The following is a 24,680-nucleotide window of genomic DNA, read 5'->3' on the forward strand; positions in this document are numbered from 1 at the left end:
GTAGGATGCTCAGCGATGACCAGCGAGCTGACCGACGACCGCACGGCCGTGCCCGACGGGCCGGTCGGCTCGCGCCTGGACGACTGGTGGGGGCGGGTGCTCTCCACGTCGCAGCGCGTCGCCGTGTGGCGGTGGACGGGTCCGCTCGCGGTGACGCTCCTCGCCGCCGTGCTGCGGGTGGTGAACCTCGGCAACCCGCACTCGCTCGTGTTCGACGAGACGTACTACGTCAAGGACGGCTGGTCGATCGTGCACCTCGGGTACGAGGGCACCTGGCCCGCGAACCCGAGCGGTGACGGCGCCCCGACGACCGACGACCGGTTCGTGCGCGGTGAGACGGACGTCTTCACGAGCGCCGCGGAGTTCATCGCGCACCCGCCGCTCGGCAAGTACCTCATCGGCCTCGGGATGCTGCTGTTCGGGGCGGACAACTCGTTCGGCTGGCGCTTCACGGTGGCCGTGCTCGGCATCGCGACGGTGTTCCTCACCGCCGTGATCGCCCGGTCGCTGTTCCGTTCGACGATGATCGGCACGCTCGCCGGCTTCCTGCTCGCGATCGACGGGCAGGCGATCGTGATGTCGCGGGTGACGCTCCTCGACGGCATCCTGACCTTCTTCGTCATCCTCGGGTTCGGGGCGCTGCTGCTCGACCGCCGGCAGAGCCAACGGCGGCTCGACGAGTGGGTCGCCGCCCGCGCCGCCGCCGGCCGGACCACCCTGTGGGGGCCGGTGTTCTGGTGGCGACCGTGGTTGTTCGCGATGGGCCTGGCCCTCGGGTTGGCAGCGGCGACGAAGTGGTCGGGGGTGTACTTCCTGGCGTTCTTCGCGGTGTACTCCGTGCTGAGCGACATGATGATGCGCCGCCGCGCCGGGGTGGAGTTCTGGTCGTCGAGCGCGCTGCTGCAGCAGGCACCGGTGTCGTTCCTGCTGACCGTGCCGATCGCCGCGGTGACCTACGTGGCGTCCTGGACCGGCTGGTTCGTGTCGAAGGACGGCTGGGACCGCAACTGGCTGTCCTCGGGCGGCGACCGCTGGACCGGGCTGCTCGCCTGGGTGCCGGACAGCCTGCAGAACTGGTGGCACTACCAGTCGGAGATCTACGCCTTCAACATCGGGCTGCACACCCCGCACTCGTACCAGGCGAACCCGCTGCTCTGGCTCGTGATGCAGCGCCCCACGTCGATGTTCTACGTCGGCACGGACGCCGGACAGGACGGCTGCTGGGCGAACCGCTGCGGCGAGGCGATCACCGGCATCGCGAACCCGTTCATCTGGTACGCCTCGGTCATCGCGACGGTGGCGCTGCTCGTGCTCTGGATCCTGCGCCGGAAGTGGGAGTACGGCTTCGTCCTGCTCGGCGTCGCGGCGGGGTACCTGCCCTGGCTGATGTACGTCGACCGGACGGTGTTCCAGTTCTACACGATCGCCTTCGAGCCCTACATGGTGATGGCGCTGGCCGCCGCGATCGGGTTGGTGCTCGGCAGGCGGAGCGACGAACGGTCCCGCAGGTCGCGGGCGATCCTGTGGGTCGGCGTGTACCTGGGCGTCGTCGTGCTGGCCTCGGTCTACTGGTACCCGATGTGGACGGCGATGCAGGTGCCGTGGGACTTCGTCCGGTCGCACTACTGGATCCCCAGCTGGTTGTAGCCGGCCGGGCAGGGCTGGCAGGCCTGGCTGGTCCGGCCGCGCCCGTCGCGCTGGGCGCTCTGGTGGCTACTACCGCCGGACTGGAGGCCCGTGGCAGCGCCGCCACACCTCCCTCGCAAGCTCGGTCGGCGCGGCCCGCGTGACGCTTCGCGTCACCGCTGAGCGGTCCGCGCCAGTCCGTCCGTGGTCAGGACTGCGCGTGCAGGGCGCGCTCGATCGACTCGCGGTCCAGCGGGTCGCCGAGCATCGGCGCGGTGTCGTCCGTGCCCGGCAGGACGCCCTGGATCAGGAGTTCCGCGTAGCGGCGCCAGGCATCAGGGTCGTGCTCACGGGTGGCGTCGGCGACCGCACCGACCATCGCGGTGAGCATCGGCAGGTCCCGGTAGTCGAAGCCGGGGCGGACGACGCCGGCGGTCTCGGCGCGGCCGATGATCGCGGCGACCTGGCGTTCGAGCCGGTCGCGCTCCTGCACGATGGACGGACGGGCCTTGCCGGCACGGACGATGGCGTCGGCGAGGGCGCGGTCGCGTGCACGGAACGCGAAGACGCCCATCAGGTACACCCGGAGCGCCTCGCGCGGGTCGGACACGTCCGCGGCGCGCGCTGCGGCGTCGTTCATGGCCTCGAACTTGGTGGCGAGCAGCGCCTCGATCAGGGAGTCCTTGTCGGCGAACCGTCGGTAGACGGTGCCAACCCCGACGCCGGCCTCGTGCGCGATGTCGTTCAACGTGACGGAGAGCCCGCGCTCCGCGAAGCACTTGCGTGCCGTCTGCAGGATCAGCTCGCGGTTGCGCGCTGCGTCGGCGCGCAGCGGTCGCTCGAGGTCGGACGCGGACTCGGTGGTGCTCACGATCCGACCGTAGTTGCACTTTCTGGGAACAAGTGGATGCCCTCCTTCCGTTTCGGTCTACACTGACCACAAACGGATGCATCGCATCCGGTTTCGTCACCACCACATCTCGGGAGTGCCCGACGGCGCGCACCTCCACCCCACCCTCCAACCTTCTCGAAGGAGGCTGCCGTGACGGCAGAACACACCGTGCCGACCCCCACCGGGACAGCACCCACGACTCCGGGCACCACCCCCGCCAAGAGCAACCACCGCTGGATCGCCCTGGCGGTCATCGCCCTCGCACAGCTGATGGTCGTGCTCGACGCGACCATCGTGAACATCGCCCTGCCCTCGGCCCAGGCCGACCTGGACTTCGGCACCGACCAGCGACAGTGGATCGTCACCGCGTACTCGCTGGCCTTCGGTTCGCTGCTGCTGCTCGGCGGTCGTCTCGGCGACCTGTTCGGGCGCAAGAACACCTTCATCATCGGGCTCGTCGGCTTCGCCGTCGCCTCGGTGCTCGGTGGGCTCGCCGACTCGTTCGGCCTGCTCGTCGCGGCCCGCGCGCTGCAGGGTGTCTTCGGCGCGCTGCTCGCCCCGTCCGCACTCGGCATGCTGACCACCACGTTCCGCGACCCCAAGGAACGCGGTCGCGCGTTCGGCATCTTCGGGTCCATCGCCGGCTCGGGTGCGGCCATCGGCCTGCTGCTCGGCGGCGTGCTGACCGAGTACGCCTCGTGGCGCTGGTGCCTCTACGTCAACGTCGTCTTCGCCGTGCTCGGCGTGATCGGCGCACTCGTCTTCATGGAGAAGCCGCCGAAGGTCGAGCGTCCGCGCATCGACGTGCTCGGCGTCATCACCATCACGCTCGGGCTGGTCGGCGTCGTCTACGGCTTCTCGAACGCCGAGACGAACGGCTGGGACTCCCCCGTCACGATCGCCATGCTCGCCGGCGGTGTCGTGCTGATCGCCGCGTTCGTGTTCATCGAGACCCGCGTCGCCCACCCGCTGCTGCCCCTGCGCGTCGTGCTCGACCGTGACCGCGGCGGCTCGTTCATCGCGATCGGCCTCGTCGCGATCGGCATGTTCGGCATCTTCCTGTTCCTGACCTACTACCTGGAGCAGACCCTCGGCTTCAGCTCGCTGCAGACCGGTCTCGCGTTCCTGCCGATGCCGCTGTCGATCATGATCTCGGCGACGCAGATCGGTGGCCGCCTGCTGCCGCGCGTCGGGCCGAAGGTGCTCATCTTCGCCGGTGGCCTGGTCGCCGCGACCGGGCTCCTGCTGCTGCTCCGCACCGACCTGGACAGCTCCTACGCGGGCACCGTCCTGCCGGCGCTGATCGTCATCGGCCTCGGCATGGGCACGATCTTCTCGTCCGCGATGAACACCGCGACGACCGGGGTCGCCCGGGCCGACGCCGGTGTCGCCTCGGCGACGGTCAACACCATGCAGCAGATCGGTGGCTCGATCGGCACGGCGCTGCTGTCGACGATCTTCGCCGACGTGGTGTCGAACAGCCTGTCCGGGCTGACCGCCGCCCCGACCAAGCTGCAGCAGGCCGAGGCCACGCTCGACGGGTACCACGTGGCGTTCGGCATCTCGGCCGGCGTGCTCGTGCTCGTCGCCCTGGCCGGCGGACTGCTCATCAACCGGCAGTCGGTGCGGGTCGAGCGGCTCGCACGTGCCGGGTCCGCCACGACCGGGAGCATCCCCGCCGCAGCGCACTGACACTGGCGGTTCGCTCAGCGTCTTCGGCCCGTTCCGGTTCTGCCGGGGCGGGCCGTCGTGCGTGTGGGTGGGTGGGGGGCGACACCCGTTCCACGACGATCCACCTGTCGAACGACGCGTGCATCGTCGATCGATGCGCACGCACTCGGTGCCTGCGGTTGCGCCGTGTGTCCACGACTCTGGCCCACGTCAGGGGTGCGGATTATGGTGTGCGGCATGGCCCCCGTCCTGACCTCACCACTCGTGTCGACGCAGTGGCTCGCAGACCACCTCGGTGCTGACGAGCTCGTCGTGCTCGACGCCTCGGTGCACACGGTCGGGGCCGGGTTCGACACCAGCTGGCTCCCCGGGCGGGACGCCCACGAGCAGCGCGGCCACGTGCCCGGCGCCCGCTTCGCCGACCTGATCGACGACTTCTCCGCCGCCGACGCCGACGTCCCGTTCACCCGCCCCGGCGCCGAGCGCTTCGAGGTCGCCGCGGCACAGCTCGGCGTGACGAACACCTCGACCGTGGTGGTCTACGACGACAGCGTCGGCGAGTGGTCGGCACGCCTGTGGTGGATCTTCCGTTCGTTCGGCTTCGACTCGGTCGCGGTGCTCGACGGTGGCTTCACGAAGTGGCGCGACGAGGGCCGCCCGGTCCGCGTGGGCGCACTCCACACTCGCGCGACGCCGTCCGACCCCGATGCCGGTGCGTTCCTGGCCGGCGAAGAACGTGCGCTCTGGGCCGACCACGACCGCGTCACCCGTGCGGTCTCCGGCGAAGAGCCGGCATCCCTGGTGTTCGCCGCGCCCTGGGCGGCCCTCGGGGACGACCACCCGCCGATCGTGCCGGGCAGCACCCCGATCACGGCGGACACCCTGGTGGACCCCGAGACGAACGCGTACCTGCGCGGCGCCGAGCTCGAGCGGGCCTTCGCCGCGGTGATCGGTGCCGACGAGATCGTCACGTACTGCGGGGTGGGCAGCGCCGCGTGCGTCGACGCCCTCGCCCTGACGGTGCTCGGACACGACCGGGTGAAGGTCTACGACGGCTCGCTGGCCGACTGGTGGCGGCACGAGCAGCTCGCCTCCTGACGGAACCGATCGCGGAACGACGGCCGCGCCGGGCCGACGGCCGCGGAACGACAGCCGAGGACCGACGGCCCCGCCGCACTACCGTTGCACCATGAGCACCAGACGCGCGGTCATCCTCGGCGGCACCGGCGGCATCGGCTCGGCCGTCGCACGGGAGCTCCTCGACGCCTCGGGCCGCGGCGGCGACGACTGGCAGGTGGACGTCCTCGCACGCCGAGGCGGCCCCGCAGCGGACGCGCTGACCGCTTCCGGCGCCACGTTCACGCCCGGTGACCGCCGCGACCGGTCCGTCCTGCGTGACCTGCTCCGCCCCGGAGCCGACCTGCTCGTCGACACCGTCGGCCTGACCCGCGACGACGCCCAGCAGCTCCTGCCGTTCCTCGACGACGTCGGCTCGACGGTCTTCGTCTCGTCGAAGGCCGTCTACGCCGACGAGCAGGGTCGGCACGCGAACTCGCTCGACAAGCCGGTGTTCGGCGGCGCGGTCACCGAGATCCAGCCCACGGTCGCCGCCGGCGACGGGGACCCGACGAGTCGTGACGGCTACGGCGCCGCGAAGGTGGCCGCCGAGCAGGTTCTGCTCGACCACGGTGCTCCGGTCACGGTGCTCCGCCCGTCCAAGGTGTACGGCGTCGGCATCGGCCGCCCGCGGGAGTGGTTCGTCGTCCGCCGTGTGCTCGACGGCCGGGAGCGCATCCTGCTCGCCGACCACGGCCGCGGCGTCGACCACACGACGGCGGCGAGCGGCATCGGTTCGCTCGTCCGACTCGTCGCGGACGCGCCGGACCGCCGGATCCTCAACGTCGCGGATGCCTCGGCCCCGACCGCGCTCGAGATCGTGCGGACGATCGGCGGACACCTGGACCACCGGTTCGACGAGGTCCTGCTCGACGAGGACGCGCCCGCGTTCGTGGGTGGCACGCCGTGGTCGTCACGACCGCCGTTCGTCCTCGACACCACTGCGGCACGCGCCCTGGGTTGGGAACCGCCGGAGTTCGCGACCGCCGTCGCCCCGGAACTGGCATGGCTGGTCGATACCGCCCACGCGACGCCCGCCGACGGCGACGTCCCGTGGGCCGACGACCCGTTCTGGGAGCACATGTTCGACTACGGCCCCGAGGACGCCGCACTCGCGCTCCTCTCCCTCAACCTGGGCTGACACGGTGCCCCGGTCCGAGGTCCTGTTCATCGGCGGACGCTCCGGGGTGGGCAAGTCCACGGCAGCCGAGGCGCTGCACGACCTGCTCGTCGCGGCGGACGTCCGGCACGCGGTGATCGAGGGCGACCTGCTCGACCTCGCGCACCCGGTACCGCACGTCGAACACCCCGAGGCGCGCCTCGCCGAGCGGAACCTCGCCGCGATCTGGGCCGGCTACCGGGCGATCGCGCACCACCGGCTCGTCTACACGAACACCGTGTCCGTGCTCGAGCACGAGCGCCTCGCTGCGGCGATGGGCGACGATCCGCTGGTGCGCGTCGTCCTGCTCCGCGCATCCGACGGCGCGACCGCCGACCGGCTCGCACGACGAGCGGGTGGCGCGGTCCCGCAGGCGCAGCTCGCGCACAGCACGCGGACGGCCGGGAGGCTCGACTCGGCCACCGCGGACACGGTCACCCGGGTGGACACCGACGGCCAGAGCCCCGCCCAGGTGGCCGCACGGCTCGCGTCGATCACGGGGTGGCTCGAGGGCTAATCTCCCCGCACGGCCTGTGCAGAGCAGGCGTTCCCTCCACAGTTGTCCCCGGGCGGTGGTCCGCCCAGTCGGGTGCGGGCACGCTGGAGCCATGAACGACAACCGCCTCGGTACCTCGGTCAGCCCCTACCTGCGTCTGCACGCCGACAACCCGGTGGACTGGCGCGAGTGGGGTCCCGAGGCGTTCGCCGAAGCGCGCGAGCGCGGGGTCCCGGTGTTGGTGTCCGTCGGGTACGCCACGTGCCACTGGTGCCACGTCATGGCGCGCGAGAGCTTCGCCGACCCGGAGATCGGCGAGCTGCTCCGGCGGGACTTCGTGTCGGTGAAGGTCGACCGCGAAGAACGGCCGGACGTCGACGCGAGCCTGATGGCCTCGGCGAGTGCGTTCACGCAACAGCTCGGCTGGCCGCTGACGACGTTCCTGACGCCCGACGGCCACGTCTTCTTCGCGGGGACGTACTTCCCACCCACTCCCGTCGGGCAGGTCCCGGCGTTCCGGCAGATCCTGGCCGCGGTGCTCGACGCCTGGACCGAGCGTCGCCACGAGGTCGACGCGAACGCCTCGGCCATCGCGACGGCGATCCGGCAAAGCGCCGTGGCGGACGCTGCCACCCGCTCGGGCGAGGGCGGTATCGGAGCCGACCCGGGCCTCCCGTCCGTCGACGCCATCCGGGCCGTCACGGAACAGCTATCCCAGGCAGAGGACACCACCTACGGCGGTTTCGGCGGCGCGCCGAAGTTCCCGAGCACACCGTTGCTCGAGTTCTTCGCCGACGCGGCGGCCGACGGCGACGCCGAGGCCGACGGGCTGCTCGACCGGTCGTTGTACGCGATCCGCGCGTCCGAGCTGACGGATGCCGACGGCGGCGTCTTCCGGTACGCAACCAAGCGCGACTGGAGCGTGCCGCACTACGAACGGATGCTCTACGACAACGCGGGGCTGCTCGCGGTCGCGGGTGCCGAGCAGGCCCGCGGCATCGCCGACTTCCTCCGGGACACCCTGCGCCGTGCCGACGGGGCCTTCGTCGCCGCGCAGGACAGCGAGTCGACCATCGACGGCCGTCGGGTCGAGGGCGAGTGGTACCGCCGGCCGATCGCCGAGCGCGCCCAGCTCGACCCGCCACCGCTGGACGACCAGGTGCTCACGGGCTGGAACGGCCTGGCGATCCGGGGGCTCGCGATCGCCGGCGCACGGCACGGCGACCCGGAACTCGTCGCGCTCGCGCGGGGCGCGGCCGACGCGGTCCTCGCCGCCCACGTGCAGGACGGCCACGTGACGGTGCGGTCCAGCACACCGCGCGGGGCGTCCTCTGCTCCGGCCACCGTGGAGGACGTCGGACTGCTCGCCGAAGGGCTGCTCGAACTGGCCCTGGTGACGGGCGAGGTCTCCTACGCGACCGTCGCACGTTCGCTCGTCGACGACGGCCTGGCCGAGCGCTTCGACGTCGACCCGGTGCTGGCCGCGGCGGGGACGGCCACGGGCGAACAGCCGCAGACGGCGATGCGGTCCGGCACCGTGGCGCTGGCGTCGGCCGCCGCGACGCTCGGGGCACTGACGGGCGACGAGGCACTGCGGGTCGCCGCGGCACGACTCATCGCCGACCGCGCCCGCACCGGGACCGAGCGACCCCTCGGTCACGCGGATGCCCTCGGTGTCGCCCTCGCCCTACAACGGCCGTCGCGCGAGATCGTCGTCGTCACGAGCGGCACCGACGACCCGATGCGGGCCGTGGCACACCGTGGTCGGCGCCCCGGTACGGTCGTCGCCACCACGACGCCGGAGCAGGCACGCGACTGGGCCGAGGCGGGGTTCTCGGTGTTCGAGGGACGCGACGTGCTCGACCCTGCCGCGTACGTCTGCCACGACCGGGTGTGCGAACTGCCGTCCCGGTCGGCGGACGCCCTGGCCCAGCAGATCGCCTGACGCGCCTCCCGCCCGGCGCGCCTGTATCCTGGAATGCTCATGTCTTCTCCGCTGCCCGTCATCACGTACCCGCCCGAACTGCCGGTCTCGCAGCGGCGGGACGACATCGCGGCTGCCATCCGTGACAACCAGGTGGTCATCGTCGCCGGGGCCACCGGCTCGGGCAAGACGACGCAGCTGCCGAAGATCTGCCTCGAGCTCGGTCGTGAGCACATCGGGCACACCCAGCCCCGCCGGATCGCGGCGCGGACCATCGCCGAGCGTGTGGCGGAAGAACTGGGCGGCGGGGAGCTCGGCGGGCTCGTCGGCTACCAGGTCCGGTTCACCGACAAGGTGAGCTCCGAGACCCGCGTGAAGCTGATGACCGACGGCATCCTGCTGAACGAGATCCACTTCGACCGCGACCTGAAGCGGTACGACACGATCATCATCGACGAGGCGCACGAGCGGTCCCTGACGATCGACTTCCTGCTGGGCTACCTGAAGCGCCTGCTCCCCCGTCGCCCCGACCTGAAGCTCATCATCACGAGTGCGACGATCGACCCGGAGTCGTTCTCGAAGCACTTCGACGACGCCCCCATCATCGAGGTGTCCGGCCGGACCTACCCGGTCGAGATCCGGTACCGCCCCCTCGTCGCCGAAGACCAGGACGACGACGCCGACGACGAGTCGGACTCCCGCACCGGTGACAGCGGCAACGCAGCCGACGACCGCGACACCCTGCAGGGCATCACCGACGCCCTCGACGAGCTGGCGCAGGAGGACCCGGGCGACGTGCTCGTGTTCCTGTCCGGCGAGAACGAGATCCGCGACGCGCAGGACGCGATCGAGGGCAAGCGCTACCCGGGCACCGAGGTCCTGCCGTTGTACGGCCGCCTGTCCGCCGCCGACCAGCACCGGGTCTTCGAGCGCCGGCACACCCCGGGCATCCGCCGTCGTGTCGTCCTCGCCACGAACGTCGCCGAGACCTCACTGACCGTGCCCGGCATCAAGTACGTGATCGACACCGGGACGGCACGCATCTCGCGGTACTCCCCGCGGGCCAAGGTGCAGCGCCTGCCGATCGAGGCGATCTCCCAGGCCAGCGCCAGTCAGCGCTCCGGTCGAGCGGGCCGCACGAGTGCCGGCATCGCGATCCGGCTCTACTCCGAAGACGACTTCGGCCGACGCCCCGAGTACACCGACCCCGAGATCCTCCGCACGAACCTCGCCGCGGTGATCCTGCAGATGATCTCGCTCGGCTTCGGGGACATCGAGTCGTTCCCGTTCCTGCAACCGCCGGACAGCCGGGGCGTGAAGGACGGCCTCGACCTGCTCCGCGAGCTCCGCGCCGTCGACAAGGACGGCCGCATCACCAAGTCCGGGCGACAGCTGACCCGGCTGCCGATCGACCCCCGGCTCGGTCGGATGGTGCTCGAGGCCGGGCGGCAGGGCGTCGGACGCGAGGTCATCGCCATCGTCAGCGCCCTGAGCATCCAGGACCCCCGCGAGCGGCCCCTCGAGAAGCGTGCGCACGCCGACCAGCTGCACGCCCGCTTCGCCGACCCGACGAGCGACTTCCTGACCCTGCTGAACCTCTGGAACCACATCGAGGAGCAGCAGGAGGAACTGTCGTCGAGCGCGTTCCGCCGGCTGTGCAAGGCCGAGTTCCTGAACTACCTGCGCATCCGCGAGTGGCAGGACCTGTACCGGCAGCTCTCCCGTGCCGCGAAGCAGGTCGACGTCCGAGTCGGGCAGGCCCGCTCCGACGACGGCGACGCCGTGCACCGCGCGCTGCTCTCCGGACTCCTCAGCCAGATCGGGCTGCGCGACCGCGAGAAGCGCGACTACCTGGGCTCGCGGAACACCCGGTTCGTGGTGTTCCCGGGCAGCGTGCTCGCGAAGAAGCAGCCGGACGCCGTGATGGCCGCCGAGCTCGTCGAGACGAGCCGGTTGTTCGCTCGGACCGTCGGCCGGATCGACCCCGCCTGGGTGGAGCCGCTCGCCGGTGACCTGCTCAAGCGCACCTACGGCGAACCGCACTGGGAGAAGAAGCAGGGGGCGGTCGTCGCCTACGAGCGGGTGACCCTGTTCGGCGTCCCGATCGTGCAGCGCCGCCGCGTGCAGTACTCGCGGATCGACCCGGAACACTCCCGCGAGCTCTTCATCCGGCACGCCCTGGTCGAGGGCGAGTGGGAATCGCAGCAGGCCTTCGACCGCGCCAACCGGAAGCTCCGCAAGGAACTCGAGCAGCTCGAGGAACGCACCCGCCGCCGGGACATCCTGCTCGACGACGAGAACGTCTACGAGTTCTACGACGCCCGCATCCCGGCCGACGTCGCCACGACGCGGGATTTCGAGGGGTGGTGGCGGACCACCCGCCGTGAGCAGCCGGACCTGCTCACGATGCGCCGGTCGGACCTGCTGGACGAATCAGCGGCCGAGGCCGCCGAGGACGACGTCGAGTACCCGACCCAATGGCGGAGCGGCGACCAGCGTCTCGCCATCCAGTACCGCTTCGAGCCCGGCGCACAGGACGACGGCGTCAGCGTGCAGGTCCCCCTCGCGCTCCTACCCCGGATGCGTGAAGAGGGCTTCGACTGGCAGGTGCGCGGCCTCCGCAAGGAACTCGTCACCGCGCTCATCAAGTCGCTGCCGAAGCAGATCCGCAAGAACGTCGTGCCCGCTGCCGACTGGGCCGAGAAGATCGTCGCCGAGCTGCCCGACGACGCCCCGACCGAGCCGACCGAGTCGTTCCGCGCCACCCTCGCCAAGGCGATCCAGCGCATGACCTACGTCCCGGTCTCCGAGTCCGACTTCGACCTGTCCCGCGTCCCCGCGCACCTGCTGCCGACGTGGGCCGTGGTCGACGAGCGTGGTCGCCGGGTCGAGACCGGCAAGGACCTGTCGGCCCTGCAGACGAAGCTCAAGGACCGGACCCAGCAGAGCGTCGCCTCCGCCACGGCGAAGGGCGCGGGACGGACCGGAGGCGCGGCTCGCGTCGCGTCCGCCGGTGCCGGTCGTCCGCTGGAACAGTCCGGACTCACCGCCTGGCCCGACCAGGACCTCCCGCAGACCCTCGACACCAAGCAGGCCGGCGGCATCATCCGCGCGTACCCGTCCCTGGTCGAGGAAGGCACGGGTCCGAAGGCGACCGTCGGGGTGCAGTTGCTCGCCACTCCGTCGGACCGGGTCGTCCGGATGCCTGCCGGGGTCCGCCGTCTGGTGATGCACGCGGTGCCGTCGCCCGTGTCGTACATCCAGTCGCACCTGACCGCGCAGGAGAAGCTCGCGCTCGCCGCCAGCCCCTACCCGTCGACCGCCGCGCTGTTCGACGACGTCCTGGCCGCCGTGGTCGACGCCGGCATCCGTCGGGCCCACCCGGACGGCCTCGTCTTCACGAAGGCCGAGTTCGAGTCGGTCCGCGATGCCGTTTCGGCCACCGTCGTCGACACGATGTTCACCGCCGTGTCCGAGGTCGCGGCCGTCCTGGCGGCGCAGCGCTCCGCCGAACGGGCACTCAAGCAGGCGAACTCGATGTCGCTGCTCGCCGCCCTCAGCGACATGCGGCAGCAGATGGAGCGCCTGGTGTTCCCCGGGTTCGTCGCCGTCGCAGGGCTCGACCGGCTGCGCCGCATCCGCGTGTACCTGCAGGGCATCGAGGCGCGCGTGCAGAAGCTGCTGCAGAACCCCGGGCGAGACGCGACCTGGATGCGCGAGGTCACCGTGGCGACCGACCGCTACACCGATGCCGGCGGCACCTTCCCGCCCGCGGTCGGGGCGCACCCGGAGCTCGTGCACGCGCGGTGGATGCTCGAGGAGTTCCGGCTCAGCCTGTTCGCGCAGGAACTCGGGACCGCCGAGACCGTCTCGTTGCAGCGGATCACGAAGGCCCTGACCGCCGCACGCTGATGGGTCTACCGTGTCGGCCATGATCGGCACACTCGACGTCGTCGTCCTGGACTGCCCGGACACCCGCGCCCTCGCCCGCTTCTACGCCGAGCTGCTCGGCGGGGAGATCGTCGGCTTCGACGAGGACTGGGCGGAGCTCGCCCTCCCGTTCACCGACCACCGTCCGATCCTGGCGTTCCAGCAGGTCGACGACTACCGGGCGCCGGACTGGCCGGGGCAGACGGTCCCGCAGCAGAGCCACCTCGACGTGAAGGTCGACGACCTGGACGACGGCGAGGCCGCGGTGCTCGCGATCGGTGCGACGGCCACGGGGTCGGGCACGGAGACGTTCCGCGTCTACCTCGACCCCGCGGGGCACCCGTTCTGCCTCATCCGGCCGTCGGACTGACCGGTTCGGTCGCCAGGCCCTCGACCACGGTCACGTTCGGCAGCGCGGTGAGTGCGGCGCCGGGCAGGAACAGCTTCGCGGCGCGGCGCCCGGCGCCGATGACGACCTCGGGGGCGTCGAGGACGCGCGCGTCGATGTAGAGCGGCCACGACGACGGCAGCCCGATCGGGGTGATGCCGCCGTACTCCATGCCGGTCAGCTCGACCGCTTCGTCCATCGGGGCGAAGCTCGCCTTGCGGACGTCGAGCAGTTGCTTCACGACCCGGTTCACGTCGAGCTTCGTCGATGCGAGGACGACGCAGGCGGCGTAGCGGACCTCGTCGCCGCGCTTCCCTGCGACGACGATGCAGTTCGCGCCGCCGGCCAGCGGGTAGCCGTACGCCTCCGAGAACGCGGCGGTGTCGGCCAGGTCGGCGTCGATCGGGGCCCCCTCGATCTTCATGACGACCTCGGTCGGCAACGCGACCAGGGCTTCGGCGACGGGGATCGCGAGGAATCCGGTGGCGACCAGGGCGGGAACACGTTCGAGCGTCGGCATGGCTCCACCGTAGGGAAGCGATCCCGCACGAGGGTGGAGCCATGACCGAACTCCGGGCGATCGACGTCGACCAGTGGCCCCGCCGGGAGCACTTCGAGCACTACCGGCACCGCGTGCCGTGCGCGTACGAGGTGACCGTCGGACTCGACGTCACCGCCTTCGTCGAGCGCGTCCGAGCGACCGGCCGTCGGATCTACGCGTCGCAGCTCTGGGCCATCGCGACCGTGGTGAACCGGCACGACGAGTTCCGGATGCAGCTGCTCGACGACGGCTCCCCCGCCGTGTGGGACTGCGTCCACCCGATGTTCACCGTGTTCCACCCGGACACCGAGACGTTCTCCGCCCTGGTCGTGCCGTACGACGACGACTTCGGCTCCTTCCACGACGCTGCGGTGTCGACGATGACGGAGTACCGCGACGACACCCGGATGTTCCCCCAGGACGACCGGCCCGGCAACGTGTTCGACGTCTCGACCCTGCCGGGGGCGTCGTTCACCGGCTTCTCGTTGCAGGTGCGCGACGGCTGGGACCACCTGCTGCCGATCATCACGCTCGGCGGGTACCGGACCGCTGGCGACCGAACGCTGCTGCCGCTGGCGCTGCAGGTCAACCACGCGGCTGCCGACGGCTTCCACACGACCCGGCTGTTGCGCGAGCTCGAGGAGCTGTTCGCCGATCCCTCGTGGCTCAGGTCCTGAGTTCGGTCCGGCGGGGCTTCAGGCGGTCGGGTGCGTCCGTTGCCGGTACCCACTCGCACGTGAAGGTCCCGCGGTAGCCGAACAAGAACCCGAACAGCGCGTTGCGCACCTCGAGGTCGACGTGGAACGACTCGTCCTCGTCGGACCAGTACTCGTGCAACGTCGCCCGGCCGCTGAAGAGCATCGGGAACCGGAAGGCGATCGGCCCCTCGTGGAAGCGCTGGGCGTCCGAGGTGAGCACCAGCCCACCCCGGTCGTCGACGACGAGGTCGAGGTCCACCGCCAGGTGCTGGTGCGAACCGAGGTAGTCCAGCACCCGCCCACCGACGAGGACCATCGTGGCGTCGAAGCGCGCGGTGCGCCCCGGGCGGGTCGTGTAGGTGCGGACGAAGGTGACGGTCTCGCGTCCGTGAGCATCCCGGTAGGGGTAGTTCTCGATGGTGAAGGGCACGTCGTCGCCGACGTCGGGGACCAGGATGTTCCGGAGCCGCCCGATCTGCAGGAACGGAACGGTCCACCACGGACCCCGGCGGATGGAGGTCATCACCCCGCGCCCGATGCACGCTTCGGCGGCATCCAGGCCGACGTCGAAGCGCCGTTGCATCATCGGGTGCAGTCGGTGGAAGTCTGCGCCGAGCGCCGCTCGGAACACCGAGGTCATCGCTGCTCCGCCGGGTCCGGCAGGACGGCGAGGGTCGCGGGCGCGTCGCGCAGGTGGTCGCCTCGTCGGCTGCCCCCACGCGGTGCTCGTGACGACCGGGAGGCCCGTGGCCGGTCCCGGCGCCACACCTGCAGCACACTCGCCAACTGCCAGGTCTCGGGGTCGCCGCCGCCTTCCAACCAGACGCGGAGCCGGTCGAAGCTCCATGCAGTCGCCCAACCGAGCAGCGGCCGGACGACCACGTCGAGGGCTCCCCATCCCGGGTCGTAGTCGTACCCCGTGATGAAACGGGTGCGGCCGTCCTCGGTCGGGACGTACTTCCAGTACCCACGACCGTGTCGGATCGGCGACAGGCGGTCCCGGGTGGAGAAGCACAGAGCCGACGTCCGTGTGCCGTCCGACCGGAGTCGCTCGCCGAGGCTCACGCCCGTGCCGTGGACGTCGTGCACGGCGGACCGTCGGACGTACGTGAAGCGGGCTGCTCCGTCGGCGTCGGCCGGTTCCGGGACGATCTCGGAGAACCGGACGTCCCACCGCACGTGCTGGCGCGGGTCCTGCGTCGCTTCCCAGACCCGCTCGACGTCCGCGTCGATGATCGTCTCGACGTAGATGCCCCGGTTGCCCACACCCCGAGCGTAGGACACCACTGGCAACCGGTCCCCGCTGGCGCACCCCGCCGTCCCACCGCATCTCCTACGCTGACCCCATGACGTCGCAGTCGGACTCCCCCGCCCGCAAACGCATCGGGCTCGTCGGCGCGGGCGGCATCTCGGTCGCCCACCTGCCCGGGCTGCTCCGCCTGGGCGACGTGGTGGTGCACGCTCGCGAGGGCGCCCACGAACTCGTCGCCGCGTTCACCGACACCGCCCGGGCCGAGGGCAGCACGATCACCGTCGCCGACAGCCTCGACGAGCTGCTCGCCGTGGTCGACGTCGTCGATGTGGTGGTCCCGACGCACGCCCACGCCGAGGTGGTCCGTGCGGCGATCGCGGCCGGCAAGGACGTCGTCTCCGAGAAACCCCTGGCCCGGTCCGACGCGGACGCGGCGGACCTGGCGGCGCGCGCTGCGGACGCAGGCGTGCAGCTCTACCCGGCCCAGGTGGTGCGCTGGTTCCCCGCGTACGCACGCCTGCACGAGGCCGCGACCACGGGCCTCCTGGGCGACCTGGCGGTGTTGCGGTTCTCGCGGTCCGGCGCCTTCCCCACCCACGTCCCCTGGTTCGGCGACCGCGCCCTGTCGGGCGGGATCGTGATGGACCAGATGATCCACGATCTGGACATCGCACGCTGGGTGGCGGGCGAGGTGACCCGCGTGTCGGCGGTGAGCGTCCGCGCGGGTTCCGAGGCGGAGCCGGTCGAGGCGGCGCACGTCCTGCTCACGCACGAGTCGGGCGCGATCAGCCACGTCGCCGGGCTGTGGGGGCCGCAACACCTCGCCTTCACCACCGAGTACTCGGTGACGGGGACACTCGGCAGCCTGTCGCACTCGTCCCGGGCCGAGGAGGACACCCGGAGTGACCTGGCGGCGCCGGCTTCCGTGGACGGTTTCCTGCCGACGGTCGACCCGGCGGACGACCCGTACGCGCTGGAGCTCGCCGACTTCCTCGCCGCGTTCGACGGTGGTGCACCGCCCCGGGTGACCGTGGACGACGGCGTCGCTGCGGTGCGGATCGCGAACGCGGCGATCGCCTCGATCGAGTCCGGCCAGCCGGTGGAGGTGTCGCGGTGACGCTCCGGGTCGGGGTGCTCTCCTTCGCCCACACGCACGCCATCAGCTACCTCGGCGCCCTGACAGCGATGCCCGACGTCGAGGTGCGCGGCACGGACCCGGGCGGGACCTCGACGGGGACGGAACTCGGCGACCTGCGCGGCGCCGAACTGGCACGCGCGCTCGGCGCCGGGTACGCGGACTCCGTCGACGAGCTGCTCGCGTGGGGTCCGGACGCGATGATCGTCACGAGCGAGAACGCGCGGCACCGCGAGTTCGTCGAGCTCGCGGTGGCAGCGGGGGCACACGTGCTCTGCGAGAAGCCGCTCGCGACCTCGTGGCAGGACGGCCTCGCCATCCGCGATGCGGTGGACCGCGCCGGGGTGCTGCTCATGATGGCGTTCCCGGTGCGGTTCGCCTCGGCGTTCGACCGGCTGCGCGCGACGCGGGACTCGGGCGCACTCGGCACGGTGTTCTCGGTGCGGGGCGCGAACAACGGCATGCTCCCGCTCGCCCGGGACTGGTTCACCGACGTCCGACTGAGCGGAGGCGGCGCCCTCGTCGACCACGTCGTGCACGTCGCCGACCTGATCGACGGGCTGACCGGAGCGGCACCGGTGTCCGTCACCGCCGTCACCAACCGGGTGCTGCACGCGGACCGCGCGAACGCCGAGACCGCGGGGCTGGTGACCATCACGTACGACGACGGCACGATCGCGGCGATCGACTGCTCGTGGAGTCGACCGGACACGTCGCCGGTGTGGGGTGGGCTGACGCTCGACGTCGCCGGGACCGGTGGCACGGTGTCGGTGGACTTCTTCGGGGCGGCTGCTCGGGGGCTCGAGGCGGTCGGGGGCCGGCCGATCGAACTCCGGTACGGACCCGACCACGACCTGCCGATGCTCCGGACGTTCCTGGCGGCCGTGGAGTCCGGGGAGCAGCCGCAGCCGGACGTCGGGGTCGGACTCCGGACGCTGTCGATCGTGCTGGCGGCGCAGGAGTCGGTGCGGACGGGCAGGACGGTGCCGGTGCAGGTCGCGGACTGAGCGCTGCCCTGCTCCGCACCGCCGCCACCGCCCCGCGCTACGCTCGTCCCGATGCGCGCAACCGTGCGGGACGTGGCCGCCCTCGCCGGGGTGTCCCCGAAGACCGTCTCCAACGTCGTCAACGGCGGCGTGGTCGTGCGCCCGGAGACCCGTGAACGCGTCGAGCGGGCGGTCGCCGAGCTCGACTACGTGCCGAACCTGTCCGCCCGTGGGCTCCGGAACGGCCGCTCCGGAGCCATCGCGTTGACGCTGCCGGAGATGGGCAGCGCCTACTCCGCCGAACTCGCGCAGTCCTTCGTGGAGCTCGCCCGCGAACGCGGCTGGGTCGTGCAGCTCGAGCAGACCGGCAACGACCCGGCCCGCGAACGCGAACTGGTCTCCCGTGCCCGGGCACACCTGGTGGACGGGCTGATCCTCAACCCGGTGTCGCTCAGCGCGAGCGTCCTGGCCTCGACCGAGGGGCTGCCGCCGACCGTCGTCATCGGCGAGGTCGAGCCCGAGCACGTCGACCAGGTCCACGTGGACAGCCGTGCGGCGGCCGAGCAGGTCACCGAACACCTCATCGCCCGCGGGCACCGGCGCATCGCGATCGTCGGGGCGTCACCCGAGGGCGCCGCGACGGCGACGAGCGAGCTCCGGGAACGCGGGTACACCGCGGCGCTCACCGCCGCCGGCATCACGCCCGATCCCTCGCTCCGTGTCCCGCTGCCGTCGTGGACCACGAGTTCCGCGGCGACGACCTTCGCGGCCTGGCTCGACGAGCACCACCTGCCCGACGCCGTCTTCGCCTTCACCGACTCGATCGCGTTCGGGGTGCTGCACGTGCTCGCCGCCCGGGGTGTCCGGGTGCCGGACCAGGTCAGCGTCATCGGGTTCGACGACGTCGACGCGGCGGCGTACGCGATCCCGTCGCTCAGCACGGTGTCGTTCGACCGTCGGGCCTTCGCGACGGCGGCGCTCGACCTGCTGACCCGTCGGATCGCGGACCGCAGTGCCGCGCCGGAGACCGTCGTCGTGCCGCACCGGATCGTCGAGCGCGCGAGCGTCGGCGACCGCCCGCGCTGACGCTGCTGCCGCGCCGTTGCCGCTGCGGCCGCCGCGCCGTTTCGCGCTGACCGACAGCTCACGCGGCCGCGCGCCCACGAAGTGTCGGTCAGCGCGAAAGACCGCCAGCGCCGCCGCCGCCGGAGCCGCCGCCAGCGCCGCCAGACCCGGAGCCGCCCCCGCCCGGGTCCGCCGCCGCCAGCACCGCCGACCGCGTCCGCGCATCGCCGAGGATCCGGAAGTGCCCACCCACCGGCAGCCGCACGTTCGTCGCCCCCTGGAGCTCGCTGCCCTCCGGGATGAGCGTGTCGAACACCCCGTACACCGAGGTGATCCGCGCGTTCGCGTCGAGCTCCCGCGACAGCCCCGCCAGCACCGGGTCGGCCGCCCGGAACGCCCGCAGGTGCGGCACCGGCGCGAGCCGCGCGTAGACCGAGCCCGCGAAGGGCGTCGACACCGCGACCATCCGGTCGATGCGCTCGTGCTGGTCGAGCTGCGTCATCGCGTACTTGCCGATGAGCCCGCCCTTGCTGTGTGCGAGCACGAGCACGTTCCGGAGGTCCTGTTCCTCCAGGGTCGCGATCACCTCGCGCGCCGAGTCCGGCACGGGTCGCAGGTTGTGCCGCAGGACGGGCAGCACGTGCACCGGGTGTCCCCGGTCGTGGAGCGCGTCCATCAGCGGCCGCATGAAGTGCCAGGTCTCGTAGACGCCGGGGACCACGACGACGGGCTGCCCGGCGCCGGTCCGGTAGTCGTCCGCGGTGGTCGGCCCGAGGCTCCTGACCTGCCACCTGGCGGCGTACCCCCAGTCGAGTGCGGCCCACCACGCGCGTCGCACCAGCGGGACACGGCCTGGAGGCCCGGATCGCGCCGTCCGCCCCGCCTCCGTCCCCGACGTGGTCGGCCGGGTCATCGCAGCCCCTCCAGGCGCTCGGCGCTGCGGAACGTCTCGAGGAGGCGTGCGAAGGCGTCCGGCTGCCGTTCCTGCACGTGGTGCGGGCCGTCCAGTTCCACGAAGCTGCCGTTCGGCGCAGCGGCAGCGACCCGAGCCGACCAGTCGTGCCGCGCGATCGGGTCCTGGGCGCCGCGGACGACGAGGACGGGCTGCATCACCTCGGTGATCGTCTGCTCGGTCGGGTAGCGGAGCATCGGCCCGAGCTCACGCGTGTACTGCCGCATGCTCCGCAGGTAGTCGGTGACGAGGACGCCGTTCATCCGGGCGCCCTCGACGAACCCGTCGCGGCCCAGGTCGAGTGCCTGCAGCGGGAGGGATCGCCGCTCGGAGTCGATCACCGGACCGACGAGCACGATCGCCGCGACGGTCTCCGGGTGGCGCCGGGCGGACTCGACCACGACCTGGGCCCCCATCGACTGCCCGACGAGCACCAGGTCGCCGTCGACCAGGTGGCGGACCGCCCGAACGACCACGTCGCCGAGCTCCTCGATGGGCAGCCGACGACCGGCCGCGGGCAGCCAGCCGAACCCCGGCAGGTCGACGCTGATCGTGCGGTGCTCGGCGGCGACGGCGCGCTGCGACCGAGCGAAGGACCGGTGCGACATCCCGATGCCGTGGACGAACACGACAGTGGGGTCGGTGTCGTCGCGGACCGGCTCTCGCGCCGCCATGGTGTGCAGGCGCACGGGCAACCCGTCGATCCGGACGGTCTCCACAGCAGCGCGCACGAGCCGAGGCTACGCGGCGGTTCGCAGCACCGGGTCAGCCTCGTCATCGGCCGCACATAGCCGGGCCGTGTGCACTCCTGGCATGAGCGACACCACTCCCACCAACGGCCACGGACCGGACGGCTCCGACCCGGCGAACCGGGCGACCACGCCGACCGGCTGGGGCGCCGCCCCGACCCCGACGTCGACCTCCACACTCGACGCCCCCGGGCCGCAACAACAGCAGCAGCAGCAGCCGTACCGTGCGGACGCCGGCGCCGGCGCCCCGGGCGGCTGGGACTCCACCGCCCCGAACGGCGCCACCCCCTGGTACGGAGCCGCAGCCGGCGCCGCGAGCCCGACCAACCGCCGCAGCGCAGGCCCGAAGCCCCCGTGGTTCTGGCCGCTCCTCGCCGCGATCGTCGGGCTCGCCGCGCTGCTCGTCGGCGGAGGCGTCGGGTTCGCCATCGGCCACGCGATCGGTGCGGACCGGACGCAGTCGACGACGCAGGTGCCCGGCACGAACCGGTTCCCGGGCAACGGCACCGGCCAGGCCCCCGGCAACACCGACGGCACCGACGGCACCGGGAGCTGACCGGCGGGTACGATCCGGACCATGCGGAAGACCACTGCCGGTCTGTTCACGTCGGTCGACGGCGTCGTGCAGGACCCCTACGAGTTCCAGTACGACAGCTTCGACGACGAGCTCGGCACGGCGATGGGTGCCTTCATGGCCCGGACCGACACCGTGCTGCTCGGCCGGAACAGCTACCTCGAGTGGTCCGAGTGGTGGCCCGCCCACCCGGAGGACCCCTTCGGGCAGTGGATCAACCCGATCGAGAAGCACGTGGCCTCCACCACGCTCGGCGACGACCTGACCTGGCAGAACAGCACGCGGATCCCGGGCGACGTCCCCGCGTTCGTGCGCGACCTGCAGCAGCGCGAGGGGGCCGACATCGCCGTGTGCGGCAGTGTCACGCTCGTCCGCAGCCTGCTGTTCGCCGGGGTCCTCGACGAACTGCAGCTCATGATCCACCCGGCGATCGCCGGCCGTGGCCGGCGACTGTTCGAACCGACCGATCCGCCCACGCGCCTGCGTCTGGTCGACAGCACCGTGACGAGCAAGGGGAACGTGTTGAACACCTACGGGCGGTTCGACGCCTGACGGACGCACCACGGGTCTCCCGGCCTCTGCCCGTCATGCGCCCCGGCAAACCGCGCGTACCCTCGTGGGTGACCATCCGCACCCGAGGAACACCGGAGCAAGCATGACCCAGGACACCCGCCCGCACGTCGTCATCGTCGGCGGTGGATTCGCCGGTGTGGCCGCCATGCGGGAGCTCGCCGACGCGCCGGTCCGGGTGACCCTGGTCGACCGTCACGTCTACAACATGTTCCAGCCCCTGATGTACCAGGTGGCGACGGGCGGCCTGAACGCCGGCGACGTGACGTACTTCCTGCGCTCGCTCCGGGCCCGCCAGTCGAACGCCGAGTTCCGTCACGGCCTGCTCACCGGCATCCGCACCGACGAGCGCATCGCCGAGATGTCCGACGGCGAGCACCTGCACTACGACTACCTGATCCTCGCCAACGGCGTGAACACGAGCTACTTCGGCACCCCCGGTGCGTACGAGTACGCGTACTCGATGTACTCCCGCTCGCAGGCACTCCGCATCCGCGACGAGCTGTTCACCCGGCTCGAAGAAGCGGCGGCCAACCAGGGCCCCGACGAGATCCGCATCGTGATCGTCGGTGGCGGTGCCACCGGCGTCGAGATGGCCGGCGCGCTCGCCGAGCTCCGCGACCAGGCGCTCGTCGGCGCGTACCCGGAGATCGAACGCGGCAACATCTCGATCACCCTCGTGCACCGCAGCGGCGAGCTCCTCAAGCCGTTCGCCCCGCGCCTGCGCCGCTACGCCGCCAAGGTGCTCCGCAAGCGCGGTGTCGTGCTGCGGCTGAACACCGGCGTCTCCGAGGTCGAGCGCGACGGCGTGATGACCGCGGACGGCGAGTTCATCCCCGCGTCGCAGGTGATCTGGGCGACCGGTGTCGCCGCCCACAAGGAGGTCTCCGGCTGGGGCCTGCCGCAGACCCACGGTGGCCGCATCCAGGTGAACGACGACCTGAGCGTGAAGGGCGCCGAGCGGATCTTCTCCGCCGGCGACATCGCCGCCCAGGACGACGCCCTCGCCCAGCTCGCCCAGCCGGCGCTGCAGGGCGGACGGCACTCGGCGCGGCAGATCGTGCGCCTGCTCGAGGGCAAGGCCACCGAGCGCTTCAAGTACTTCGACAAGGGCACCATGGCGACGATCGGCACGAACGCCGCGGTCGCCCAGCTGCGCGGCGGGATCACGATGGTCGGCCCGGTCGCCTGGCTCGCCTGGGTGTTCGTGCACATCACGAGCCTGCTCGGCGCCGGCAACCGGATGTCGACCCTGACCCACTTCTTCGTCCGCTACGTGTGGTTCATGCGGAAGCGCTCGATCCCGATCGTCGGCGACGTCCGCCCGGTGCGCCCGAACGGCGACCGCGAGCCGGACCCCTGGCAGCTGCAGAAGGCCGAGTAGCCGCGCGCGTTCGCTCGCACGCTCGCTTGGTGAGCAGGAACGGTCGGGTCCGCACGTCGGACCCGACCGTTCCTGCTCACGATGTGTGTGCGGTGGACGCGGGGCGCGACGGCCTGGAGGCGCGGCGCGGGCCGGCCACGGGCCTCCCGGCCGGCGCGTGGTGCGCGGGGCTGGCGCCGACGCGTGGTGCGGACCCCGGGACCGCAGGGCAGGCCGACGAGCCTGGTGCGCGCCGCTCGTTGAGACTCCTCTTACCCGCGAGGAGGACCCTGGTCGGCGACACGCAACCGAGCAGCGCGGGGAGGGACCATGGCGACGACCACGCTGACCCACGCGCCGACGCAGGCGCAGCCACAGCACCACACGGCCGCCCCGGAGCGCTCCGGAGCGGGGACGCCGCAGGCTCCGCCAGCCCCGCTGACGCACCGCGCACCCGCGCTCGACGGACTCCGGACCCTCGCCATCCTGGTCGTCGTCCTGTACCACCTGCACGTGCCGCAGTTCGAGGGCGGCTTCATCGGCGTGACGGTGTTCTTCGTGCTGTCCGGCTTCCTCATCACGACGCTGCTGCTCGGCGAACGGCGTCGTACCGGGCGGGTGCGCCTCGGGACGTTCTGGGTGAAGCGGTTGCTCCGCCTGTACCCGGCACTGCTCGCGTTCGTCGTCGTCGGGCTGCTGCTCTGGAACTGGGTCGGTGACTACAAGGGCGCTTCGCTGCAGTCCGGCGAAGCGGCGTTCATCGCGCTGACCTACACGGGCAACCTGTTCCGCGCCTTCTGGGACACCTCGCAGGGCGTGTTCGCGCACACGTGGAGCCTGTCGATGGAGGAGCAGTTCTACCTGGTGTGGCCGCCGGTGCTGGTCCTGCTCGCCGCACTCCGGGTCCGCCGTCGCTGGCTGTTGACGGGGCTCGGGATCCTGGTCGTCGGGGCGTCGGCGGCGTCGTGGGCGAGCTACCGCAGCCCGAGCGGCGGTGCCACGCCCGACGTCTACTTCTCGCCCGTGCTCGGGGTCGTGCCGCTCGCGATCGGCTGCGGACTGGCCCTGGTGCTCGACGACGAACGGGTGCGCGTGCGGGCCGCCGGGGTCCTCGGGCACGTGGCGACCTGGCTCGGTCTCGTGCTGCTGGTCGGGGTGCTGCTCTGGATCGACGATGACTGGACGCAGCACGCGTCGACGTTCGGCATCGTGCTGCCGCTGACCGGGCTGATCGCGGCGGTGGCGATCGGCGGGTTGGTCTCGGTCCGCTCCCCCGTGTCCGCCGCCCTGGCCTGGACGCCGGTGTCGTGGTTCGGCCGCCGGGTCTCGTACTCGGCGTACCTCTGGCACCCGCTGGTGATCGCGCTGCTCGGGACCTTCGCGATCGGCCCCTGGGGCACGGTCGGCCTGGTCGGCGCGGTGGCGATCGTGTCGATCGGTGCCGCGTACGCCGTCGAGGTGCCCGTCGAGCGGTTCCGCGCACGGGTCCGCGCGGGTCGCGATGCCGCAGCGCCTGCCGCGCCCGCGCCCGCGCCCGCGCACGCGCCCGCGCACGCGCAGCGCATCGAGTGAGCAGAACACGTCGAGTACGGC

The 24,680-nt window shown here is 71.9% G+C and carries 22 protein-coding genes; 16 read left to right on the top strand and 6 right to left on the bottom strand.

The window, feature by feature from the left end; all coding sequences use genetic code 11:
- Positions 1-15: 15 nt before the first annotated feature.
- Positions 16-1,647 (top strand): dolichyl-phosphate-mannose--protein mannosyltransferase, encoded by a 1,632-nt coding sequence (locus tag DEJ11_RS14365; protein WP_111104042.1) that lies wholly within the window; start codon positions 16-18, stop codon positions 1,645-1,647.
- A 187-nt stretch (positions 1,648-1,834) separates the two neighbouring features.
- On the opposite strand, the gene DEJ11_RS14370 is transcribed toward DEJ11_RS14365, so the two are convergent.
- Positions 1,835-2,497, bottom strand: coding sequence for a TetR/AcrR family transcriptional regulator (locus DEJ11_RS14370; protein ID WP_111024668.1), 663 nt, complete (start codon positions 2,495-2,497; stop codon positions 1,835-1,837).
- Between the two features lie 171 nt (positions 2,498-2,668).
- Here DEJ11_RS14370 and DEJ11_RS14375 point away from each other — a divergent pair, with 171 nt between their 5' ends.
- From DEJ11_RS14375 to DEJ11_RS14405, 7 genes are all read left to right on the top strand, one after another.
- On the top strand, positions 2,669-4,210 hold the full coding sequence (locus DEJ11_RS14375) for an MFS transporter (protein ID WP_111104041.1): 1,542 nt from the start codon (positions 2,669-2,671) through the stop codon (positions 4,208-4,210).
- Between the two features lie 216 nt (positions 4,211-4,426).
- On the top strand, positions 4,427-5,287 hold the full coding sequence (locus DEJ11_RS14380; RefSeq protein ID WP_171907880.1) for a sulfurtransferase: 861 nt from the start codon (positions 4,427-4,429) through the stop codon (positions 5,285-5,287).
- Positions 5,288-5,378: 91 nt separating this feature from the next.
- Positions 5,379-6,446, top strand: coding sequence for an NAD-dependent epimerase/dehydratase family protein (locus tag DEJ11_RS14385; protein WP_111104040.1), 1,068 nt, complete (start codon positions 5,379-5,381; stop codon positions 6,444-6,446).
- 4 nt (positions 6,447-6,450) lie between these two features.
- Positions 6,451-6,981, top strand: a complete 531-nt coding sequence (locus tag DEJ11_RS14390; RefSeq protein WP_111104039.1) for an AAA family ATPase — start codon at positions 6,451-6,453, stop codon at positions 6,979-6,981.
- 91 nt (positions 6,982-7,072) lie between these two features.
- On the top strand, positions 7,073-8,905 hold the full coding sequence (locus DEJ11_RS14395; protein ID WP_111104037.1) for a thioredoxin domain-containing protein: 1,833 nt from the start codon (positions 7,073-7,075) through the stop codon (positions 8,903-8,905).
- Positions 8,906-8,944: 39 nt separating this feature from the next.
- Positions 8,945-12,796, top strand: coding sequence for an ATP-dependent RNA helicase HrpA (gene hrpA, locus DEJ11_RS14400; RefSeq protein WP_111104036.1), 3,852 nt, complete (start codon positions 8,945-8,947; stop codon positions 12,794-12,796).
- Between the two features lie 19 nt (positions 12,797-12,815).
- Entirely contained in the window at positions 12,816-13,184 is a 369-nt protein-coding gene (locus tag DEJ11_RS14405) for a VOC family protein (protein ID WP_071246991.1), read from the top strand.
- Here the strand turns inward: DEJ11_RS14405 and DEJ11_RS14410 are convergent.
- On the bottom strand, positions 13,165-13,722 hold the full coding sequence (locus DEJ11_RS14410) for a YbaK/EbsC family protein (protein ID WP_071246993.1): 558 nt from the start codon (positions 13,720-13,722) through the stop codon (positions 13,165-13,167). The genes DEJ11_RS14405 and DEJ11_RS14410 overlap by 20 nt on opposite strands.
- A 41-nt stretch (positions 13,723-13,763) precedes the next feature.
- Here DEJ11_RS14410 and DEJ11_RS14415 point away from each other — a divergent pair, with 41 nt between their 5' ends.
- Complete coding sequence (locus DEJ11_RS14415; RefSeq protein ID WP_111104035.1) at positions 13,764-14,420, top strand: CatA-like O-acetyltransferase; 657 nt, start codon at positions 13,764-13,766, stop codon at positions 14,418-14,420.
- Here DEJ11_RS14415 and DEJ11_RS14420 read toward each other — a convergent pair.
- The gene (locus DEJ11_RS14420; RefSeq protein ID WP_111104034.1) at positions 14,410-15,081 is read right to left on the bottom strand and encodes a DUF4166 domain-containing protein; all 672 of its coding nucleotides are present in this window, start codon (positions 15,079-15,081) and stop codon (positions 14,410-14,412) included. The genes DEJ11_RS14415 and DEJ11_RS14420 overlap by 11 nt on opposite strands.
- Positions 15,078-15,707 carry an SRPBCC family protein gene (locus DEJ11_RS14425; protein WP_258375454.1) on the bottom strand — a complete coding sequence of 210 codons (630 nt, stop codon included), beginning with the start codon at positions 15,705-15,707 and terminating at the stop codon, positions 15,078-15,080. The genes DEJ11_RS14420 and DEJ11_RS14425 overlap by 4 nt, the downstream gene beginning before the upstream one ends.
- Positions 15,708-15,787: 80 nt before the next feature.
- Between DEJ11_RS14425 and DEJ11_RS14430 the strand changes: the two genes are divergently transcribed.
- From DEJ11_RS14430 to DEJ11_RS14440, 3 genes are read left to right on the top strand one after another with little or no spacing between them, the layout of a single operon-like run.
- Complete coding sequence (locus DEJ11_RS14430) at positions 15,788-16,810, top strand: Gfo/Idh/MocA family protein (RefSeq protein ID WP_111104033.1); 1,023 nt, start codon at positions 15,788-15,790, stop codon at positions 16,808-16,810.
- A complete protein-coding gene (locus DEJ11_RS14435; RefSeq protein ID WP_111104031.1) occupies positions 16,807-17,835 on the top strand; it encodes a Gfo/Idh/MocA family protein in 1,029 nt (342 codons plus the stop codon). The genes DEJ11_RS14430 and DEJ11_RS14435 overlap by 4 nt, the downstream gene beginning before the upstream one ends.
- Before the next feature lie 51 nt (positions 17,836-17,886).
- Positions 17,887-18,900 (top strand): LacI family DNA-binding transcriptional regulator, encoded by a 1,014-nt coding sequence (locus tag DEJ11_RS14440; protein WP_111104030.1) that lies wholly within the window; start codon positions 17,887-17,889, stop codon positions 18,898-18,900.
- A gap of 88 nt (positions 18,901-18,988) precedes the next feature.
- Here the strand turns inward: DEJ11_RS14440 and DEJ11_RS14445 are convergent, their stop codons facing one another.
- On the bottom strand, positions 18,989-19,792 hold the full coding sequence (locus DEJ11_RS14445) for an esterase/lipase family protein (RefSeq protein ID WP_349775172.1): 804 nt from the start codon (positions 19,790-19,792) through the stop codon (positions 18,989-18,991).
- A complete protein-coding gene (locus tag DEJ11_RS14450) occupies positions 19,789-20,562 on the bottom strand; it encodes an alpha/beta fold hydrolase (protein ID WP_146250074.1) in 774 nt (257 codons plus the stop codon). The genes DEJ11_RS14445 and DEJ11_RS14450 overlap by 4 nt, the downstream gene beginning before the upstream one ends.
- An 82-nt stretch (positions 20,563-20,644) precedes the next feature.
- Here DEJ11_RS14450 and DEJ11_RS14455 point away from each other — a divergent pair, with 82 nt between their 5' ends.
- The 4 genes from DEJ11_RS14455 (at position 20,645) to DEJ11_RS14470 (ending at position 24,659) form a co-directional block, all read left to right on the top strand.
- Complete coding sequence (locus DEJ11_RS14455) at positions 20,645-21,136, top strand: hypothetical protein (protein ID WP_111104028.1); 492 nt, start codon at positions 20,645-20,647, stop codon at positions 21,134-21,136.
- Positions 21,137-21,157: 21 nt separating this feature from the next.
- A complete protein-coding gene (locus DEJ11_RS14460; protein ID WP_111030755.1) occupies positions 21,158-21,706 on the top strand; it encodes a dihydrofolate reductase family protein in 549 nt (182 codons plus the stop codon).
- Positions 21,707-21,809: 103 nt separating this feature from the next.
- Positions 21,810-23,108, top strand: coding sequence for an NAD(P)/FAD-dependent oxidoreductase (locus tag DEJ11_RS14465; protein ID WP_111104027.1), 1,299 nt, complete (start codon positions 21,810-21,812; stop codon positions 23,106-23,108).
- A 309-nt stretch (positions 23,109-23,417) separates the two neighbouring features.
- Complete coding sequence (locus DEJ11_RS14470; RefSeq protein WP_111104025.1) at positions 23,418-24,659, top strand: acyltransferase family protein; 1,242 nt, start codon at positions 23,418-23,420, stop codon at positions 24,657-24,659.
- Positions 24,660-24,680 lie beyond the last annotated feature (21 nt).

The sequence above is a fragment of the Curtobacterium sp. MCLR17_058 genome (assembly GCF_003234705.2).
Classification (GTDB): domain Bacteria; phylum Actinomycetota; class Actinomycetes; order Actinomycetales; family Microbacteriaceae; genus Curtobacterium; species Curtobacterium flaccumfaciens.